The organism is Methylopila henanensis, from assembly GCF_042681025.1.
Classification (GTDB): Bacteria; Pseudomonadota; Alphaproteobacteria; order Rhizobiales; family Methylopilaceae; genus Methylopila; species Methylopila henanensis.
The window spans coordinates 383,852-400,285 of the sequence record NZ_JBHUER010000010.1 but is presented as its reverse complement, the minus strand read 5'-3'; the positions used below and the strand labels follow the sequence as shown (position 1 = coordinate 400,285).

15 protein-coding genes are annotated in these 16,434 nt (G+C 71.6%); 3 read left to right on the top strand and 12 right to left on the bottom strand.

The features are described from left to right. The 5 genes from addB to ACFSCV_RS14980 all read right to left on the bottom strand — a co-directional run. On the bottom strand, positions 1 to 1,527 hold a 1,527-nt coding region (addB, locus tag ACFSCV_RS15000), incomplete at its 3' end, for a double-strand break repair protein AddB (RefSeq protein WP_378800376.1). A 95-nt stretch (positions 1,528 to 1,622) separates the two neighbouring features. Beyond that, positions 1,623 to 2,321, bottom strand: a complete 699-nt coding sequence (locus ACFSCV_RS14995; RefSeq protein WP_378800751.1) for a nucleotidyltransferase family protein — start codon at positions 2,319 to 2,321, stop codon at positions 1,623 to 1,625. Positions 2,322 to 2,341: 20 nt separating this feature from the next. Next, the gene (gene tsaE / locus ACFSCV_RS14990; RefSeq protein ID WP_378800375.1) at positions 2,342 to 3,907 is read right to left on the bottom strand and encodes a tRNA (adenosine(37)-N6)-threonylcarbamoyltransferase complex ATPase subunit type 1 TsaE; all 1,566 of its coding nucleotides are present in this window, start codon (positions 3,905 to 3,907) and stop codon (positions 2,342 to 2,344) included. Then, a complete protein-coding gene (locus tag ACFSCV_RS14985; protein WP_378800374.1) occupies positions 3,904 to 6,336 on the bottom strand; it encodes a sensor histidine kinase in 2,433 nt (810 codons plus the stop codon). The genes tsaE and ACFSCV_RS14985 overlap by 4 nt, the downstream gene beginning before the upstream one ends. Before the next feature lie 156 nt (positions 6,337 to 6,492). Continuing rightward, entirely contained in the window at positions 6,493 to 6,930 is a 438-nt protein-coding gene (locus ACFSCV_RS14980) for a winged helix-turn-helix transcriptional regulator (RefSeq protein ID WP_378800373.1), read from the bottom strand. A 71-nt stretch (positions 6,931 to 7,001) separates the two neighbouring features. Here ACFSCV_RS14980 and ACFSCV_RS14975 point away from each other — a divergent pair, with 71 nt between their 5' ends. Beyond that, complete coding sequence (locus ACFSCV_RS14975) at positions 7,002 to 7,610, top strand: NAD(P)-dependent oxidoreductase (RefSeq protein WP_378800372.1); 609 nt, start codon at positions 7,002 to 7,004, stop codon at positions 7,608 to 7,610. Between the two features lie 70 nt (positions 7,611 to 7,680). On the opposite strand, the gene ahcY is transcribed toward ACFSCV_RS14975, so the two are convergent. Continuing rightward, positions 7,681 to 9,117 carry an adenosylhomocysteinase gene (ahcY, locus tag ACFSCV_RS14970; protein WP_378800371.1) on the bottom strand — a complete coding sequence of 479 codons (1,437 nt, stop codon included), beginning with the start codon at positions 9,115 to 9,117 and terminating at the stop codon, positions 7,681 to 7,683. A gap of 190 nt (positions 9,118 to 9,307) precedes the next feature. After that, positions 9,308 to 10,123, bottom strand: coding sequence for an outer membrane protein (locus ACFSCV_RS14965; protein WP_378800370.1), 816 nt, complete (start codon positions 10,121 to 10,123; stop codon positions 9,308 to 9,310). 228 nt (positions 10,124 to 10,351) lie between these two features. Here ACFSCV_RS14965 and ACFSCV_RS14960 point away from each other — a divergent pair, with 228 nt between their 5' ends. Next, positions 10,352 to 11,374 carry a Tim44 domain-containing protein gene (locus ACFSCV_RS14960; protein ID WP_378800369.1) on the top strand — a complete coding sequence of 341 codons (1,023 nt, stop codon included), beginning with the start codon at positions 10,352 to 10,354 and terminating at the stop codon, positions 11,372 to 11,374. Positions 11,375 to 11,474: 100 nt separating this feature from the next. On the opposite strand, the gene ACFSCV_RS14955 is transcribed toward ACFSCV_RS14960, so the two are convergent. The 5 genes from ACFSCV_RS14955 to ACFSCV_RS14935 form a co-directional block, all read right to left on the bottom strand. Next, the gene (locus tag ACFSCV_RS14955) at positions 11,475 to 11,756 is read right to left on the bottom strand and encodes an HPr family phosphocarrier protein (protein WP_378800368.1); all 282 of its coding nucleotides are present in this window, start codon (positions 11,754 to 11,756) and stop codon (positions 11,475 to 11,477) included. A gap of 27 nt (positions 11,757 to 11,783) precedes the next feature. Beyond that, complete coding sequence (locus tag ACFSCV_RS14950) at positions 11,784 to 12,185, bottom strand: PTS sugar transporter subunit IIA (protein ID WP_271199175.1); 402 nt, start codon at positions 12,183 to 12,185, stop codon at positions 11,784 to 11,786. A gap of 66 nt (positions 12,186 to 12,251) precedes the next feature. Beyond that, positions 12,252 to 12,767 (bottom strand): HPr kinase/phosphorylase, encoded by a 516-nt coding sequence (locus ACFSCV_RS14945; RefSeq protein ID WP_378800367.1) that lies wholly within the window; start codon positions 12,765 to 12,767, stop codon positions 12,252 to 12,254. Then, positions 12,764 to 14,560, bottom strand: a complete 1,797-nt coding sequence (locus tag ACFSCV_RS14940; protein WP_378800366.1) for a stimulus-sensing domain-containing protein — start codon at positions 14,558 to 14,560, stop codon at positions 12,764 to 12,766. The genes ACFSCV_RS14945 and ACFSCV_RS14940 overlap by 4 nt, the downstream gene beginning before the upstream one ends. 34 nt (positions 14,561 to 14,594) lie before the next feature. After that, on the bottom strand, positions 14,595 to 15,308 hold the full coding sequence (locus tag ACFSCV_RS14935; protein ID WP_378800365.1) for a response regulator: 714 nt from the start codon (positions 15,306 to 15,308) through the stop codon (positions 14,595 to 14,597). A 136-nt stretch (positions 15,309 to 15,444) separates the two neighbouring features. On the opposite strand from ACFSCV_RS14935, the gene ACFSCV_RS14930 reads away from it, so the two are divergent. Then, on the top strand, positions 15,445 to 16,176 hold the full coding sequence (locus ACFSCV_RS14930; protein ID WP_378800364.1) for a HugZ family pyridoxamine 5'-phosphate oxidase: 732 nt from the start codon (positions 15,445 to 15,447) through the stop codon (positions 16,174 to 16,176). The last annotated feature ends 258 nt before the right edge of the window (positions 16,177 to 16,434 follow it).

The following is a 16,434-nucleotide window of genomic DNA, read 5'->3' as shown; positions in this document are numbered from 1 at the left end:
GAGCAGGCGCGCGGCCTGAGCCCGGTCCGCGCTCCCGAAACGGGCGGCGGGGCCGCGGGCGGGCGCGCCGAGCGCCGCGCGGAGCGCGGCGAAGCCCGGTTTGGCCAGCGGCGTGCGGAAGGCGACGAGGTCGAGCGCATCGATCGCGCGCTCGGGCCGGCCCGCCTCCGCCGCGAGCCGGCAGGCGGGCGCGCGCAGCAGCGCGAGCAGGTTGCCGGGGCTCGGATCGAGCGCGGCGTCGGCGGCGAGCCGCAGCAGCGCGCCGGCGCGAGCGGAGCCGAGCGGCTGCCCCGCGCTGTCGTCGATCGCGACGCCCCAGCGTTCGAGCTCGACCGCGACCCGCGCCGCGAGGCTCCGGTCGGGCGTGACAAGCGCGGCGGTCTTGCCCGGCGTCTCCAGCGCCTCGCGCAGCGCGAGCGCCGCCGCCGTCGCCTCCCCGCGCGGGTGGGCCGCGGCGACGATCGCGACCTCGCCGAGCGCCGCGGCGCGCTCGGCCGGGGCAAGCGGCGCGCGGCTCCACAGGTCGGTGGTGTCGGCCGGGCGCAGCGCCTCCGCGACCAGTTTTCCGCGCGCGGCGAGCGGCCGAGGCGCGGGCGCGAGCTCCCTAACCTCGGCGCGCGCGAGGCCGAGCGCGCGCAGGAGATGGGAGAGGCCGCGCTGGGGGTGGCCGGCGAGCGCCGGCTCGTCGCCCTCGATCAGCGTCGCCCAAGAGGCGTCGTCGAGCCCGTCGCGGTCGAGCCCCGGCAGCACGACGGCGCCCTGGGGCGCATTGGCGATCGCCGCGATCAGCCGCCGGGTCGCGGGTGCGGAGCCGGTGGAGCCCGCCGCGACCACCGGTCCGCCGCCGGCCTGCACGCGGGCGATGGCGGCGTCGATCTGCAGCCGGCGCCGCCGGCTCGGGTCGAGCCGCCGGATCTCGTCGAGATGCTCGGGCCAGAGGCGCAGCGCGACCTGCAGGAAGGACTGCGTGATCGCCCAATACTGGTCGTGCTCGCCCGGGGCGAGCCGGTCGAGCGCTGTGATGTCGACCTCTTCGGTCTCGATGGCGTCGATCAGCGCCTCGAGGTCGCCGGCGAGGTGGATCGCCTCCGCCGCGGTCGCGGGGATCAGCGGGCCGTCGTCGTCGCCGAGCGCGAGCGCCGAACGGTCGAGCGTCTCTGCGAAGCGGGAGACGAGCCGCGCCAGCGTCAGCCGGCGCTCCAGCGGCGCGACCGCGGGCGGCAGGTCGGCGTCCGCGTCGTCGAGCGGATCGGCCGCCTCGATGTCGGCGTCCACGTCGCCGAGCGGGGCGATGCGCGGCAGCAGGGTGGCGCGGCCGTCGAGCGCTTCGAGGAAGGCGTCCCGAAGCGCGCGCGAGGCGCGGCGGGTGGGTAGGAAGATGGTGGCGTCCGCGAGCGCCAGCGGGTCGCCGCGCGGCGCGAAGCCGGGGATCAGCGCGCCGTCGAGCAGGCCGTCGACCAGCGTCCGCAGGAACGGCGCGCCCGCGGGGATGGTGACGACGTTGGGAACGCGCGGGGAATCGCTCATCTCGGGCGAGGATAGCGCGGAGCTTGCCCGCCGTCAGAGACGCGCAGGCGGCGCTTCGCGATCGGCGCCCTGCGGGCGAAGGCCGCCGGTCGCCGTCACACCACCGACAGGTCGATCGCCCGCTCGGCCTCGACGATCGCCTCGGGCGTGCCAACGTGCAGCCACACGCCGTCCAGCCGCAGGCCGTGCAGGCGGTCGCGCTCGATCGCCTCGTTCCAGAGCTGGTTGAGCGAGAACGGCTCGTCGCCGCGGTTCTCGAACGCGGCGCGCGGCATGATCGCGACGCCGGCGTAGGCGAAGGGCGTGACCTGCCGCTCGGCGCGGCGGCGCAGGCGGCCGTCGGTGAAGAACTGGAAGTCGCCCGCGCCCTCGAAGCCGACGCTCGCGGTCAGCGCCGCCACCAGCAGCAGCGCGTCCATGCGCTGCGGCTCCCACATCTCGGCCATGCGGGCGAGGTTCGGCCGCGCGCCGTCGATCCAGAACGTGTCGGCGTTGAGGATGAAGATCGCGTCGCCGCGCAGGTGGGGCAGCGCCTTGGCCACGCCGCCGCCGGAGTCCATCAGCCGGCCGCGTTCGTCGGAGATGATGATCTCCGGAGAGGTCCGGCCAGCGAGATGGGCCTCCATCTGGTCGGCGTGGTGATGCACGTTGACCACCGCGCGCTCGACGCCGGCCTCGGCGAGGCGGTCGAGCACATGGTCGAGCAGCGTGCGGTCGCCGACCGTCACCAGCGGCTTCGGCCGCGTCTCGGTGATCGGCTTCATGCGGGTGCCGAGCCCCGCGGCCAGCACCATGGCGTCGGTGATGCGCGCGCTCACGCCGGTCGCTCCAGGGGCCCAAGCCGCGCCTCGTACCAGGCGGCGAGTTCGGCGAGGTCGGGATGGGCGAGGTTCGCCGCGAGCGTCTTCAGCACGCGCGGCAGGTTGGCGAGGTAGCCGGGCTTGCCGTCGCGCTTGGCGAGGCGGACGAAGATGCCGAGGATCTTGGTGGCCCGCTGCGCGCCGATGGTGGCGTAGGCGCGGGCGAAGGCGCGCGGCTCGAAGCTCGGGTCGGTCCGCCGACGGCGCTCCAGATAGCGGGCGGCGAGCGCCATTTCGAGCCCGTCCGGCATGTCGACGCGGGCGTCCTGCATCAGCGAGACCACGTCATAGGCCGGCGGGCCCATGACCATGTCCTGGAAGTCGAGCAGGCCGAGCTTGGCGAGGCCCTCGCGGTCGTCGCGCCAGGTCAGGTTCGGCGAATGGTAGTCGCGCAGCGTCCAGGTCGGCTCCTCGGCCAGCACCGGCTCCAGCGCCGCGCGCCAGAGGGCGTGGAACGCCTCGCGCGCCTCCGGGTCCGGCGAGACGCCGGTGGCGTGGGGCAGGTACCAGTCGTTCAGCAGGTCGCATTCGACCAGCATGGCGGAGACGTCGTAGGGCGGCACGCGGTAGAGTTCTCGGCCGACCGGCAGGTCGACGGGAAGCTCGCGGCCGTGCAGGTCGGCGAGCAGGTCGGCGGCGAGCTCGTAGCGGCTCGCAATCGGCTGGCCGCCGGCGGCCACCGGCTCGAAGCCCATGTCCTCCACCAGCAGGAAGCCGTTGACGAGGTCCTGCGCATAGATCTGCGGCGCGGCGTAGCCGAGGCCGCGCAGCGCGTCGGCGACCGCGACGAAGGGCTTCACGTCGACCGCGAGCCGCGCCAGCGTCAGGTAGCTCTTGCCGTCTCGGATCGCGGGGCCGTGCGCGCGGGCCGGCGCGTCCATCAGGATCGCGGTGCGGTTTCCGAGCGTCAGGCGCTCGTAGAGCCGGCTCGACGCGTCGCCCTGCACGTGCTCGCGCGCGGCCTCGCCCCAGCCGGCGGCGTCGACGAAGCGTTTTCCGTCGCGCAGCCTTGCGAGGCGGCGCGCGAAGGCGCCGTAGCCGGAGAAGCGGGCGCGCCGCCCGGCGCCGCCCGGCGCGATGTCGAGCGCCAAGTCGAGGCGGTCCGGCGGCAGTTCGGCGCCCAGCCGGTCCGGCCATTCCACCAGCACGATCGCGTCCTCGCCGGCCTCGTCCCAGCCGAGCTCCTCGAGCTCCTCCGGGCCGGTCAGACGGTAGAGGTCGGCGTGCACGATCGGTCCGCGCGGCAGGTCGTAGGTCTGCAGCAGCGTGAAGGTCGGGCTCGGCGCCTCGAGTTCGGGATCGTTGGCGCGGGCGCGCACCAGCGCGCGGGCGAAGGTGGACTTGCCGACGCCGAGGTCGCCGGACAGGGTCACGAGGTCGCCGGGCTTCAGCGCGCGGGCGACGTCGGCCGCGAGCGCCGCGGTCGCCGCCTCGTCGGGCAGCGTCAGCTCCCAGGTCTCGACGCCGGGCTTCGACGCCGCCGTCCGCGCCGCTCCGATCAGGCTCGCAGGGCCCCTCATTCGGCGGCCGCGGCGATGGCGCGCACGGGGAAGGCGCAGGTGACGACGGTGCCGACGCCGGGCTTGCTCTCGATCGCGACCTGCCCGCCATGCAGCTCCACCAGCGAGCGCACGATCGAGAGGCCGAGGCCCACGCCGCGGTGGCGGGCGCCGGCGGTGCGGCTCTCGAACCGGTCGAACACCTTCTCGATCAGCTCGGGCGAAATGCCGGCCCCGCGGTCGGCGACGCGGAAGATCACCTTGTCCTTCGAGCGCTCGGCGCTGACGCGGATCGACAGGCCGGGCTTCGAGAAGCCGATCGCGTTGGCGAGCAGATTGAACAGCACCTGCCGGACGCGCTTGGCGTCGGCGACGAACACCCCGACGTCGTCGGCCGCCTCGATCTCGAGCCCGAGGCCGGCTTCCGAGAGCCGGTCGCGCACGCCTTCGACCGCGCCGTCGATCGCCTCGCGGATGTCCACGGGCCCGAGCTCCAGCTCCATGGCGCCGGCGTCGATGGTGGTCAGGTCGAGGATGTCGTTGATGATCGCGAGCAGGGCCGCCGAGGACGACAGGATGTGCTCGACATATTCGCGCTGCTTGGTCGAGAGCGTGCCGAGCCGCGCGTCGCCGAGCAGCTGGCCGAAGCCGATGATGTTGGTGAGCGGCGAGCGCAGCTCGTAGGAGACGTGGTTCACGAAGTCGTTCTTCAGCCGGTCGGCCGCCTCCAGCGCTTCGGCGCGTTCGCGGAGCGCGCGCTCCACGTTCACGCTCGCGGTCACGTCGGTGAAGGTGGCCAAGGCGCCGCCGTCCGGCAAGGGCAGCGTCACCACGTCGATGATGCCGCCGCCGTCGCGGTCGATGCGAAGCGCGAGCGGCTGGCGCTCGTCCGGCATGGCGGTCAGGGCCATCTTGAGCCGGGCCCAGAGGTCGACGTCGGCGGCGCGGGCGCCGCAGGCCTTCAGGATCTCGTCGGCGTGCGGCCGGTTCGCGAGGTCCGTTTCGCCGAGCCGCCAGAGCGCGGCGAAGGCCGGGTTGTGCAGCTTCAGCCGGCCGTCGGAGCCGAACACGGCGACCGCCTCCTGAAGGTGGTCGATGGTCTCGCGCTGCACCTTGGTGAGCGCGTTGAAGCGGCTTTCGAGCTCCAGCCGCTCGGTGACGTCGTCGAACAGGTAGGTGACGCCGCCTTCCGGGTTCGGCGCGGCCACCACGCGCAGGGTGCGGCCGTCCGGCAGGTGCCACCAGTGCTCGCGCGGCTCGATCGCGCGATAGGCCTCGTGCAGCTCGGCCTTCCATTTGCGGAAGTCGGCCTCCTCCGGCAGCCGCCGGTCGGCGCGCAGCCGGTCGAGGATGGCGGCGTCGCTCGGGCCGCCTTCGAGGAAGGCGGGATCGAGCGACCACAGCCGCGCGTAGGCCTGGTTGTGGAACGAGAGCGCGCCGTCCTTGCGGAAGATCGCGACCGCGGTCGCGAGCTCGTCCAGCGTGCGGCGGTGGGCCTCCATCTGGCGGGACAGGTCGGCGCGGACGTCCTCGAGCTCTGAGACGTCGATCGCGATCGCCGCGGCGCCGGACGGCGAGGGGGCCTCGACCACGTCGAAGATGCGGCGCTGGCTGGCGAACACGGCCGGCGCGCGCTTGCGGAACACCTGGCCGGCCTCGTTGGCGCGGCGGGCCGCGGCGCGGATCGTCTGGTCGAGGAACTCCGCGTTCTGCTCGACGGCGGCGACGCCGTCCTGGGCCTCGACGCCGCGGGCGTAGGCCTCGTTGGCGTAGGCGAGCCGGCCGTCCTCGTCGCGCAGCCACACCGGCTGGGTCAGGGCCTCGATCAGCGCGAGCGTGCGGCCGAGCGCGCCCTGAAGCTCGGCGTTGCGGTCCTCGATCTCGGCGCGGGCGAGGCGCTCGCCGGTCACGTCGCGGAGCCGCATCACCACCGCGCCGCCGACCGGACGGCCGTCCGCCTCCAGATGGCCGCCCTGCGGCGTCCGCAGCACGAGGCGGAACGGCTCGCCGCGTTGGCGCAGCGCGTCGATGCGGGCGTCGAGGCCGCGGGCGGTTTCGGGCTCGAGCCACGCGCCGAAGGCGAGCAGCCGCCGTCCCGCCGGCAGGCCGGTGAGGCGCGACGGCTCGCCGACGATCTCGGGCGCGCCGTCGCCGCGCCAGGTGACGATGACCTGCGTCTCGGAGGCGACCAGCGCCTCGGCGCGGTCGAGTCTGCTCCGGAGGTCGGCGATCTCGCGGGAGCTTTCGACGCCGGCGTCGGCGAGGCGCTGGCGCGCGCGCAGCAGCATGATGGCGCAGGTCACGGCCACGAACAGCGCGCCGAGGAACAGCGCGAGCGCCGCGGTTTCGGAGGCGCCGAAGGGCGCGGCGTGGGCGGAGGCGGCGGGCAGGACGGTCGCCGCGCCTGCGATCGCCAGGCGAGCGGGTCCCTGTCGCGGCCGTTCGAACATGTGCTGCAACCCCCACCGGCGGGCCGGGCGACAAGCGCCGCTCCGGCCGCGGGATCCTGCGCGCCGCCCCACGCGGCCCGTCGCGAATCAGAGGTCAGTCTACTGACGGGGGGAATCGCCCCCAAGAGTCCATAAAGAGTACGAATGCGCGTTTGGTCACTTTTTCGCCCCGACTGCGGCGCCGTGGCCCGCTCGGGCGTCGTAAAGGGATTGCGCTTCCAACACGTCCGCGATGTGGGTTTCCGCCCAGATCCTGAGGCCGTCCACCACATGGGCGAGCGTGAGCCCGAGCGGGGTCAGGGCGTATTCGACCGTCACCGGCACGGTGGGGAAGGCGGTGCGCGTCACCAGCCCGTCCCGCTCCAGACCCTTGAGCGTCTGCGACAGCACCTTCTGCGACAGCCCCTCGACCTCGCGGCGGAGCTGGTTGAAGCGCCGCGGCCCGGTGGCGAGCAGACCGAGGATCAGCGCGGCCCATTTGTCCGCGATGCTGTCGAGGACCATGCGGGTCGGGCAGGAGGCGGCGTAGGCGTTGGCCGCGCCCGAAGCGGCGGATGGCGAGGCGGCGCCCCGCAGGTGACCTGGTGTCGTCATGGTGCCTTCTTGAGCCCTGCTGTCGGATTGATATGTAGGTTTCCATCTGAAACTTATCAGGGACCACGACCATGACCATCGCATTGATCGGCGCCTCCGGCGCCGTCGGCTCCCGTCTCCTCGCCGAACTCGTCCGTCGCGGCCACGCCGTCACCGCGATCGCCCGCAACCCCGACCGCATCGCGAAGGCTGAAGGCGTGACGGCGGTCGCCGCGGACGCGGCGGACGTCGCGGGCCTCGCGGAGGTTCTTCGCGGCCACGACGCCGTCATCAGCTCGGTGCATTTCTCGGCCGGCGATCCCGCGAACCTGCTGGCGGCGGTGAAGCAGGCGGGCGTTCCGCGCTATCTCGTCGTCGGCGGCGCGGGCAGCCTGGAGGTCGCGCCCGGCGTCCGGCTGATCGACACGCCGGAATTCCCGGAGGAGTACAAGGCCGAGGCCGCGGCCGGCGCGGCCTATCTCGACCTGCTGCGGCGGGAGAGCGATCTCGACTGGACGTTCCTGTCGCCTTCGGCGCTGTTCGTCCCCGGCGAGCGCACCGGCGTCTTCCGGATCGGCGGCGACGCGCTGCTGACCAACGCGGACGGCAGCAGCATCTCGTACGAGGATTTCGCCATCGCCTTCGTCGACGAACTGGAGCGCCCCGCGCATTCCCGCAGGCGCTTCACCGTCGGCTACTGACGAGCCTCCGAAACGAAAACGGGGAGGCGCGATGGCCTCCCCGTCGGTCGTGCGGATGAGCGGATAAGGCTCAGTAGCGGTAGGTGTCCGGCTTGAACGGGCCGGTCTGCGGCACGCCGATGTAGCCCGCCTGCTTGGTCGAGAGCTTCGACAGCTTCACGCCGATCTTCTCGAGATGCAGCGCCGCGACCTTCTCGTCGAGGGTCTTGGGCAGCACGTAGACCTGCTTCTTGTACTTGCCGTCCTTGTTGTTCGCCCACAGCTCGATCTGCGCGAGCGTCTGGTTGGTGAAGGACGCCGACATCACGAAGGAGGGGTGGCCGGTGGCGTTGCCGAGGTTCACCAGGCGGCCTTCCGACAGCACGATGATCTTCTTGCCGTCCGGGAACTCGACCTCGTCGACCTGCGGCTTGATGTTGTCCCACTTGAAGTTCTTCAGCGCGCCGATCTGGATCTCGCTGTCGAAGTGGCCGATGTTGCAGACGATCGCCCGGTCCTTCATCTCGCGCATGTGGTCGACGGTGATGACGTCGACGTTGCCGGTCGCGGTCACGAAGATGTCGGCGCGCTTGGTCGCCTCCTCCATGGTGACGACCTCGTAGCCCTCCATCGCCGCCTGCAGGGCGCAGATCGGGTCGACCTCGGAGACGAGCACGCGGCAGCCGGCCTGGCGCAGCGAGGCGGCCGAGCCCTTGCCGACGTCGCCGAAGCCCGCGACCATCGCGACCTTGCCCGACATCATGACGTCGGTGCCGCGGCGGATCGCGTCCACCAGCGACTCACGGCAGCCGTAGAGGTTGTCGAACTTCGACTTGGTGACGCTGTCGTTGACGTTGATCGCCGGGAACAGCAGCTCGCCCTTCTTGGCGAACTCGTAGAGGCGGTGCACGCCCGTCGTGGTCTCTTCCGTCACGCCCTTAATGGCGTCGGCGTTCTTCGTGTACCAGCCCGGATGGGTCTTGAGGCGCTTCTTGATGGCGGCGAAGAGGATGGTCTCCTCCTCATTGGTCGCGCCCTCGAGGAAGGCGACGTCGCCGGCTTCCGCGCGCTTGCCGAGATGCAGCAGCAGGGTCGCGTCGCCGCCGTCGTCGAGGATCATGTTCGGCGTGCCGCCGTCGGCCCACTCGAAGATGCGATGGGTGTACTCCCAGTACTCCTCCAGCGTCTCGCCCTTCACGGCGAAGACGGGCGTGCCGTTCGCGGCGATCGCGGCGGCGGCGTGGTCCTGGGTCGAATAGATGTTGCACGAGGCCCAGCGGACGTCGGCGCCGAGCGCCTTCAGCGTCTCGATCAGCATCGCGGTCTGGATCGTCATGTGCAGCGAGCCGGCGATGCGCGCGCCCTTCAGCGGCTGCGACGGGCCGAACTCCTTGCGGCAGGCCATCAGGCCCGGCATCTCGGTCTCGGCGATCGCGAGCTCCTTGCGGCCCCAGTCGGCGAGCGAGATGTCCTTGACGACATAGTCGTTGAGCGGGGCGTCCTTGAGGGCGGCGGCGGTCTGGCTCATGAGCAGCGATCCTTCCGTTTGACCCGGCCATGCGGGGGCGCCGCGGGCGGGACGTGCATGTCGCCCGCCTCGTAACACGCCTTTCGCCGGTGATCAATAAAGACATAAAGAAGTCTTTATGTCGAAATCGGGCGATGAAAAAGGGGCGGCCCGAAGACCGCCCCTTTCCCATGTCGCCCGTCGGGCGGAATCAGAACTTGTAGTTCACGCCGACGCGCGCGATGTGGCCGTCGTTCTCGAACTTGGACTTGTAGCCCGACTGGCCGAGCGGCGCGGCGGGGGTGCGGTTCACGTTCAGCGTGGTGTCGCCGAGGTCGTAGTAGAGGTACTCGCCCTTGACCGAGATGTTGTCGGTCACGGCGTACTCCACGCCGCCGCCGACGGCGTAGCCGACTTCCCAGTCGCTCTTGCTGTCGGAGAAGCCGAGCGCGCCGCCGGCGCCCGCGGGCGTCAGGTTGTTGTTGAAGCGGGCCGAGGTCTTGACCTTGCCGTAGGCGAGGCCGCCGGTGCCGTACACCAGCACGCGGTCGAACGCGTAGCCGAGGCGGCCGCGCACCGTGCCGAGGTACTCGAGCTCCTGCGAGAAGCTGGAGCGAATGGTGCCGAGGGCAGGGGCGAGCGGCGGGATCGCGTAGCGCGCGGTCTCGTCGATGTCGGTGTAGTTGAAGTCGGCCTCGACGCCGAACACGATCGGAGAGTTGTCGAGCTGCACGTTGTAGCCGAGCTGCCCGCCGACGGTCCAACCGTCGCCGTCGATGCCGAGGCTCGGCGGACGCAGGCGGTTCTGGACGTTCAGGCGGGTCGCCGCGTCCTTGCCGCGCGTGCGGATGTCGTGATCGCCCCAGATGTAGCCGGCGTTGGCGCCGACGTAGAAGCCGGTCCAGGTGAAGGACGGCACGGCGACGACCGCCGGCTCCTCATAGGCGGGCAGGTCGGCCGCGACGGCCGACGCGGCGGAGACGAGAAGCGCGGCGGCGGCGGCCGACGCGCGGAGCATGCTGATCATGGCGGTTCCCCAAGGCACGGAGGTGTGCGCTGGCCCTACGCGCGGGGTCCGACGATCGGTTTCATACGTTCCCGTGATCGGCGACCCATGCGCCCCTGCGTTGTATTTTGGCCGCAGCGCGGCGAGGGCGCGTCGGATCACAGCGTCGCGAGTGACGTTTGCGTGTGATGACATCGCAGGCGCCGATCCCCACATTGCGGCCAACGCAACTGGGGAAACGAAACGCCAATGTCCCGACCGACCCTCGTCCGCCGTATCGCCGCAACCGCGCTTGCGGCGCTCGTGATGGGCGTGACGCTCGCGCCTCTCGACGCCGACGCCCGCGCCGGCCGCAGCGGCGGATTCGGCAGCCGCGGATCGAAGACCTTCCAGGCGCCGCCTCCCACAGCCACCTCCCCGGGCGCGGCGCCGATCCAGCGCTCGCAGACCCAGCCGAACGCAATGCAGCCCGGCCAGGGCGCCGGCGCGGCGGCCGCGGCCCAGCGCCGTCCCGGCATGTTCGGCGGCGGCTTCGGCGGCATGCTGATGGGCGGCCTGCTCGGCGCGGGCCTGTTCGGTCTGCTGTCGGGCTCCGGCTTCTTCGGGGGACTGGGCTCGCTCGCCTCGATCCTCGGCCTGGTGCTGCAGGGCGTGATCATCTTCTTCGTGGTGCGGCTCGCCATGAACTGGTTCCGCAACCGCAAGACCCAGCAGGCCCCGGCCTATCAGAGCGCCCCGAACCCGGCGTCCCCGCCTCCGGGCGGCGGCTACCGTTTCGACGCGCCGCAGGCGTCGAACGGCCGTCCGGCCTCCGGCCTCGGCGGCTTCGGCGGTTTCGGCCGCGCCGCCCCGGTGGCGACGACGCCGGTTACGCTCGACGGGAAGGACTTCGACCAGTTCGAGCGCATGCTCTCCGACGTGCAGACGGCCTATTCCGATCAGGACCTCGACCGCCTCAACCGCCTCGCCACCGCCGAGATGGTCGACGGCTTCTCGGCCGACATCGAGGACGACCGCAGCCGCGGCGTGGTCAACCGGATCCGCGACGTGAAGCTGCTGCAGGGCGACCTGTCGGAGGCCTGGAACGAGGGCGAGCGCGACTACGCCACCGTCGCGATGCGCTATGGCCTCGTGGACGTGCTCGAGGACCGCGCCACCGGCCGGCTGGTTGAGGGCGACCCGAACCGACCGGTCGAGGCGACCGAGCTCTGGACCTTCGTCCGCCCGCGCGGCGGCGACTGGCGGCTGTCCGCGATCCAGCAGGCCGCCTGAGCTTCAGCCTTCCGGCCCACGACCTGACGACGGCGCCCCTCGCGGGCGCCGTTTTCGTTTTGGAGTCACTCTCGTGAAAGGGGGGGGGGGCGCGCGCCGCCTACTCGTCTTCGCCGAAGCGGTTCGCGACGAGGGCGGTGATGGCCTCCAGCGCCTCGCGCGCCTCGGCGCCGCGCGCCTCGACGAGGATGGTCGTGCCGGGGGCGGCGGCGAGCATCATCAGGCCCATGATCGAGGTGCCGCCGACGGTCTCGCCGGCCCGGCTGACGAACACGTCGGCCTGGAAACGCTCGACGGTCTGGACGAATTTCGCGGAGGCCCGGGCGTGCAGGCCGCGCCGGTTGACGATGGGCAGCTCGCGTGAAACGCCGCCGTCGCTCATCTGTCGAACGCCCTCACGCCCTGCAGGTCACTTGCCCGACAGCACGCGGCTCGCGACGTTGATGTACTTGCGCCCCGCCTCTTGCGCCTGCACGACCGCCGCGTCAAGCGGCAGGTCCGAGCGCACGCTGGCGAGCTTGATCAGCATCGGCAGGTTGATGCCGGCGATCACCTCAACCTTGCGGCCGTCCATGCAGGAGATGGCGAGGTTGGAGGGCGTGCCGCCGAACATGTCGGTCAGCACGGCGACGCCGTCGCCGCTGTCGACCTCGCGCACGGCCGCGATGATGTCGCCGCGCCGCAGCTCCATGTCGTCGTCGGGCTCGATCGTGATGGTCGCGATCTGCCCCTGGGGCCCGACCACATGTTCGAGGGCGGCGCGAAACTCACAGGCGAGACGCCCGTGAGTGACCAGAACGAGGCCTATCATGCAGTCTCCGCGCAAATCGCTTGCGCTCCACGTCGCGACCGCCGCGCGCCACCCAGCGCGGTCGGATCAGGATGCCGACGCTTGCGGCGCCGGAAAGCCCAGTTTTTCATGTTGCGACGCGAACGCAAGTGCGTAGACGTCACAATACGGTTGCGAGAACATGGGTGTTACCGCCTGGGATACCAAGGCGCAGGCGCCTGCGGAACGGGCTGCGACGGGGAGTCGCGGCAGTGCGACGCCTCCGATCGAGGCGCTCAGCGCCTCATCGGGAGGCAGCCGCTCGGGCACCTCGACGAGGTCGACGACCAGCCGCACCACGGCGCCCGGAAGACAGGCGCGGCGCACGATCCCGACGCCGCGGATCTCGATCAGGCCGGCGAGCGCGGCCGGCGGCGCGGCGACGAGGCGGCCGCCATGGACCGACAGCGTCACGCGGTCGTCGGCGACGAGGCGGGCGAAGCGGCCGTCGCGCTCCGCCCGGTCGAGCAGCTCCAGCGCGAGCGACGACTTGCCCGCGCCCGAGCGGCCGCGGATCAGCACGCCGGCGTCCCCGACCACGACGCAGGTGGCGTGCTCCGTCACGTCAGCGCCGCCGGCAGCCGCACCACGAAGCGGGCGCCGGCGATCTTCGGCTCCCCGTCCTCCTGCGCGGACTTCGCCAGCCGGTTCTCGGCGCGGATCGTTCCGCTGTGGGCCTCGACGATCTGCTTCGAGATCGACAGCCCGAGGCCGGAGTTCTGGCCGAAGCCGTGCTCGGGCCGGTCGGTGTAGAAGCGCTCGAAGATGCGCTCGATCGCGTCCGGGCGGATGCCCGGCCCGACGTCGTCGACGATGATCTCCACCGCGCTCTTCACCCGCCGGCAGCCGACCCGCACCGTCGCGCCCTCCGGCGAGAACGAGCGGGCGTTGTCGATCAGGTTGGTGACGACCTGGGCGAGCCGCGAATCGTGGCCGAGCACGAGATAGGCGTCGCGGCCCTGCGCCGCCTCGGCGACCTTGAGCGCGACCTTGACGTCGTCGTCGCGCCGGACGCTGTTCTGCATGTCGATCACGGTCGAGAGCAGCTTCACGATGTCGACCGGCTCGGCGTCCTGGCGCTGCAGCTCGGCGTCGAGCCGGCTGGCGTCGGAGATGTCGCTGATCAGCCGGTCGAGCCGGCGCACGTCGTGCCCGATCACGTCGAGCAGCCGGCCGCGCGCCTCGTCGGACTTGGCGAGCGGCAGCGTCTCGACCGCCGAGCGCAGCGAGGTCAGCGGGTTCTTCAGCTCGTGCGCCACGTCGGCCGCGAAGCTCTCGATCGCCTCGATCCGGGCGTAGAGCGCGTTGGTCATGTCGCGCAGCGCGCCGGACAGATGGCCGATCTCGTCCGAGCGGTTGGTGAAGTCGGGGATCTCGGCGCGGTGGCGGATGCGGTGGCGCACCCGCTCGGCGCCGTCGGCGAGCTTGCGGACGGGGCCGGCGATGGTGCTCGCGAGCAGCAGCGACAGCACCAGCATCACCGCGGCGGCGACCAGGAAGTAGCGCACGATGGCGTAGCGCTCGGCGCGCACGATCGAATCGATGTCGCCGCCCTGGGTCGAGAGCAGCAGCGCGCCGGTGACGGCGCGGAAGCGCTGGATCGGCACCGCGACGGACACGATGATCTCGCCGCTGTCGTTCACGCGCACGACGCTCTGCGGCGCGCCCGACAGCGCGCGGTTCACCTCGGGGTAGCCGCGCCCGTTCGCGGCGCCGAGCTCCGCGTAGAGCGGCAGGTCGGAGCGCCGGAACCACGACTTCACCGACGACCACGCCTTCTCGAACAGGTTCGGGTCGCGGGTCTTCGGCGCCGGCAGGTCGAAGCGCAGGATGTCGCCGCGGGCGTAGAGCGAGCGCGAGTCCAGCAGCAGGCCGCCGTCGCGGTCGTAGATCCGCGCGCGGGTGCGGGTCGGCGTCACGAGGCGCCGGAGCACCGGCGCCACCCGCTCCGGATTGATCGGGAATTCGAGGCTCTGCAGCCCCTCCTCGCCGGGTGAGGCGCTTTCCCCGAGCTGCAGCTCCAGCAGCTTGTCCGGGTCGACGTAGAGCTGGTTGGTCTCGACCGTCGCGGAGGAGGCGATCGCGCCGGCGATGATCTCGCCCTGGATCAGCAGGCTCTGGACGCGCGCGTCGATCAGGCCGGCGCGAAACTGGTTGAGGTAGAGGATGCCGGAGGCGAGGGCGAGCAGCCCCGCGAGGTTCAGCACCACGATCCGGCGCGTGAGGCTGGAGAAGCCGAGCAGCCGCAGCGCCTGCAGCGCGTCGCGGGCCCGCGCGCGCAGCGGGCGGCGGACGGCGCCTTCGTCCTCCGCCTCGGGCGAGGCGAGATCGTCCGTCCGCTCGGCGTCCACGCTCATGAGGTCCAGCCCGCCGTCCGGGCGTCGGCCGCGCTCAGTTTTCCTTGAAGCGGTAACCGACGCCGTAGAGCGTCTCGATCATGTCGAAGTCGTCGTCGACCGCCTTGAACTTCTTGCGCAGCCGCTTGATGTGGCTGTCGATGGTGCGGTCGTCCACATAGACCTGGTCGTCATAGGCCGCGTCCATCAGGGCGTTGCGGCTCTTGACCACGCCGGGGCGCATGGCGAGCGCCTGCAGGATCAGGAACTCGGTCACCGTCAGCGTCACCGGCTCGCCCTTCCAGGTGCAGGTGTGCCGCTCCGGGTCCATCATCAGCAGCCCGCGCTCGAGCGCCTTGCTGTCGGCGTCCTTCGCGGTCGCGCCGGGCAGGGCGGCCGCGTCCTTGGCGGCGGAGCGGCGCAGCACCGCCTTGACCCGCTCCACCAGCAGCCGCTGCGAGAACGGCTTCCGGATGAAGTCGTCGGCGCCCATCTTGAGGCCGAACAGCTCGTCGATCTCCTCGTCCTTCGACGTCAGGAAGATCACCGGCAGCTCGGACTTCTGCCGGAGGCGCCGGAGCAGCTCCATCCCATCCATGCGCGGCATCTTGATGTCGAAGATGGCGAGGTCCGGCGGAGCCGCCTTCAGCCCTTCGAGCGCCGAGGCGCCGTCGTTGTAGGTCTGGATCCGGTAGCCCTCCGCCTCGAGGGCGATGGAGACCGAGGTGAGGATGTTGCGGTCGTCGTCGACCAAAGCGATCGTGGGCATGGCGCCGTCTGCTAAATGAAACCCCCGCCGCATGAAGCGGCATGGCGTGGCTGAATTGTGACGGCGCGCCCGAACGCCGCGGATGTCAAGCGCCCACTTCGACGGCGCGCCGCGCGAGATGACGAGGAGTTGACCGATGTCCGGCCCCGCCGCAGCCGTTTTCGAACCTGTCTCCGAGGCCCGGCGGCTGATCCGCGCCGCCCGCCGCGCCGGGCTCGCGACGCTCGACGCCTCGGGCTCCCCTTACGTCTCGCTTGTCGCGGTCGCGACCGCGCCGGACGGCGCGCCGCTGCTGCTCGTGTCCGATCTCGCCCGCCACGCCGCCAACCTGAAGCGCGATCCGCGCGCGAGCCTGCTGTTCGCCGAGGTCGGCGGCGGCGACCCGCTGGCGCATCCGCGCGTCACGCTGCTGGGCGCGGTCGAGCCGTTCGACAAGCAGGCGGGCCGCGGCCGCTGGCTGGCGCGGCAGCCGGAGTCCGCGGGCTATTACGACTTCGCCGATTTCCGCATGCTGCGGCTCGCGCCCGAGGGCGCCCATCTCGTCGCCGGCTTCGGCCGCATCGTCGACATCGGCTGGGACGCGCTCGCGACCGATCTCGCCGGCGCCGAGGCGCTCGTCGAGGCGGAGGCGGGCGTCGTCGCGCATATGAACGAGGACCACGCCGACGCGACGCGGCTCTACGCCACCGCGCTGCTCGGCGCGGAGGACGGCGCGTGGCGGTTCGAGGGAGTCGATCCGCTCGGCTGCGAGCTCGGGCTCGACGGCCGCGCGCTCTACCTGCCGTTCGACGGGCGGGCGGAGAACGCCGGCGACGTGCGCCGCCGGCTGGTCGATCTGGTCGCCAGGGCCCGCGCCGCCGCGGCGTGAGCGCATTCAGCGCCGCTGCATCGTAACAGTTTAGTCTTCAGTTTGTCTTTATGGCCGGAGAGATGAATTCGCATCTTTCCGGCCAAGTTTTCATCGATCGACTGCTAGATGATCGACTAAAGGGGGAGGCTTTTCTACGAAATTCGAAGCTTCCAGGCGTCGCCGCAATCTTGACAGGACTGTCATGTTCGCGCCCCGATTGGCTGATCTCTGGGGAGCCAAGGAGCGCGCGAACGGCGCGGAAAAGACCATGGAGAC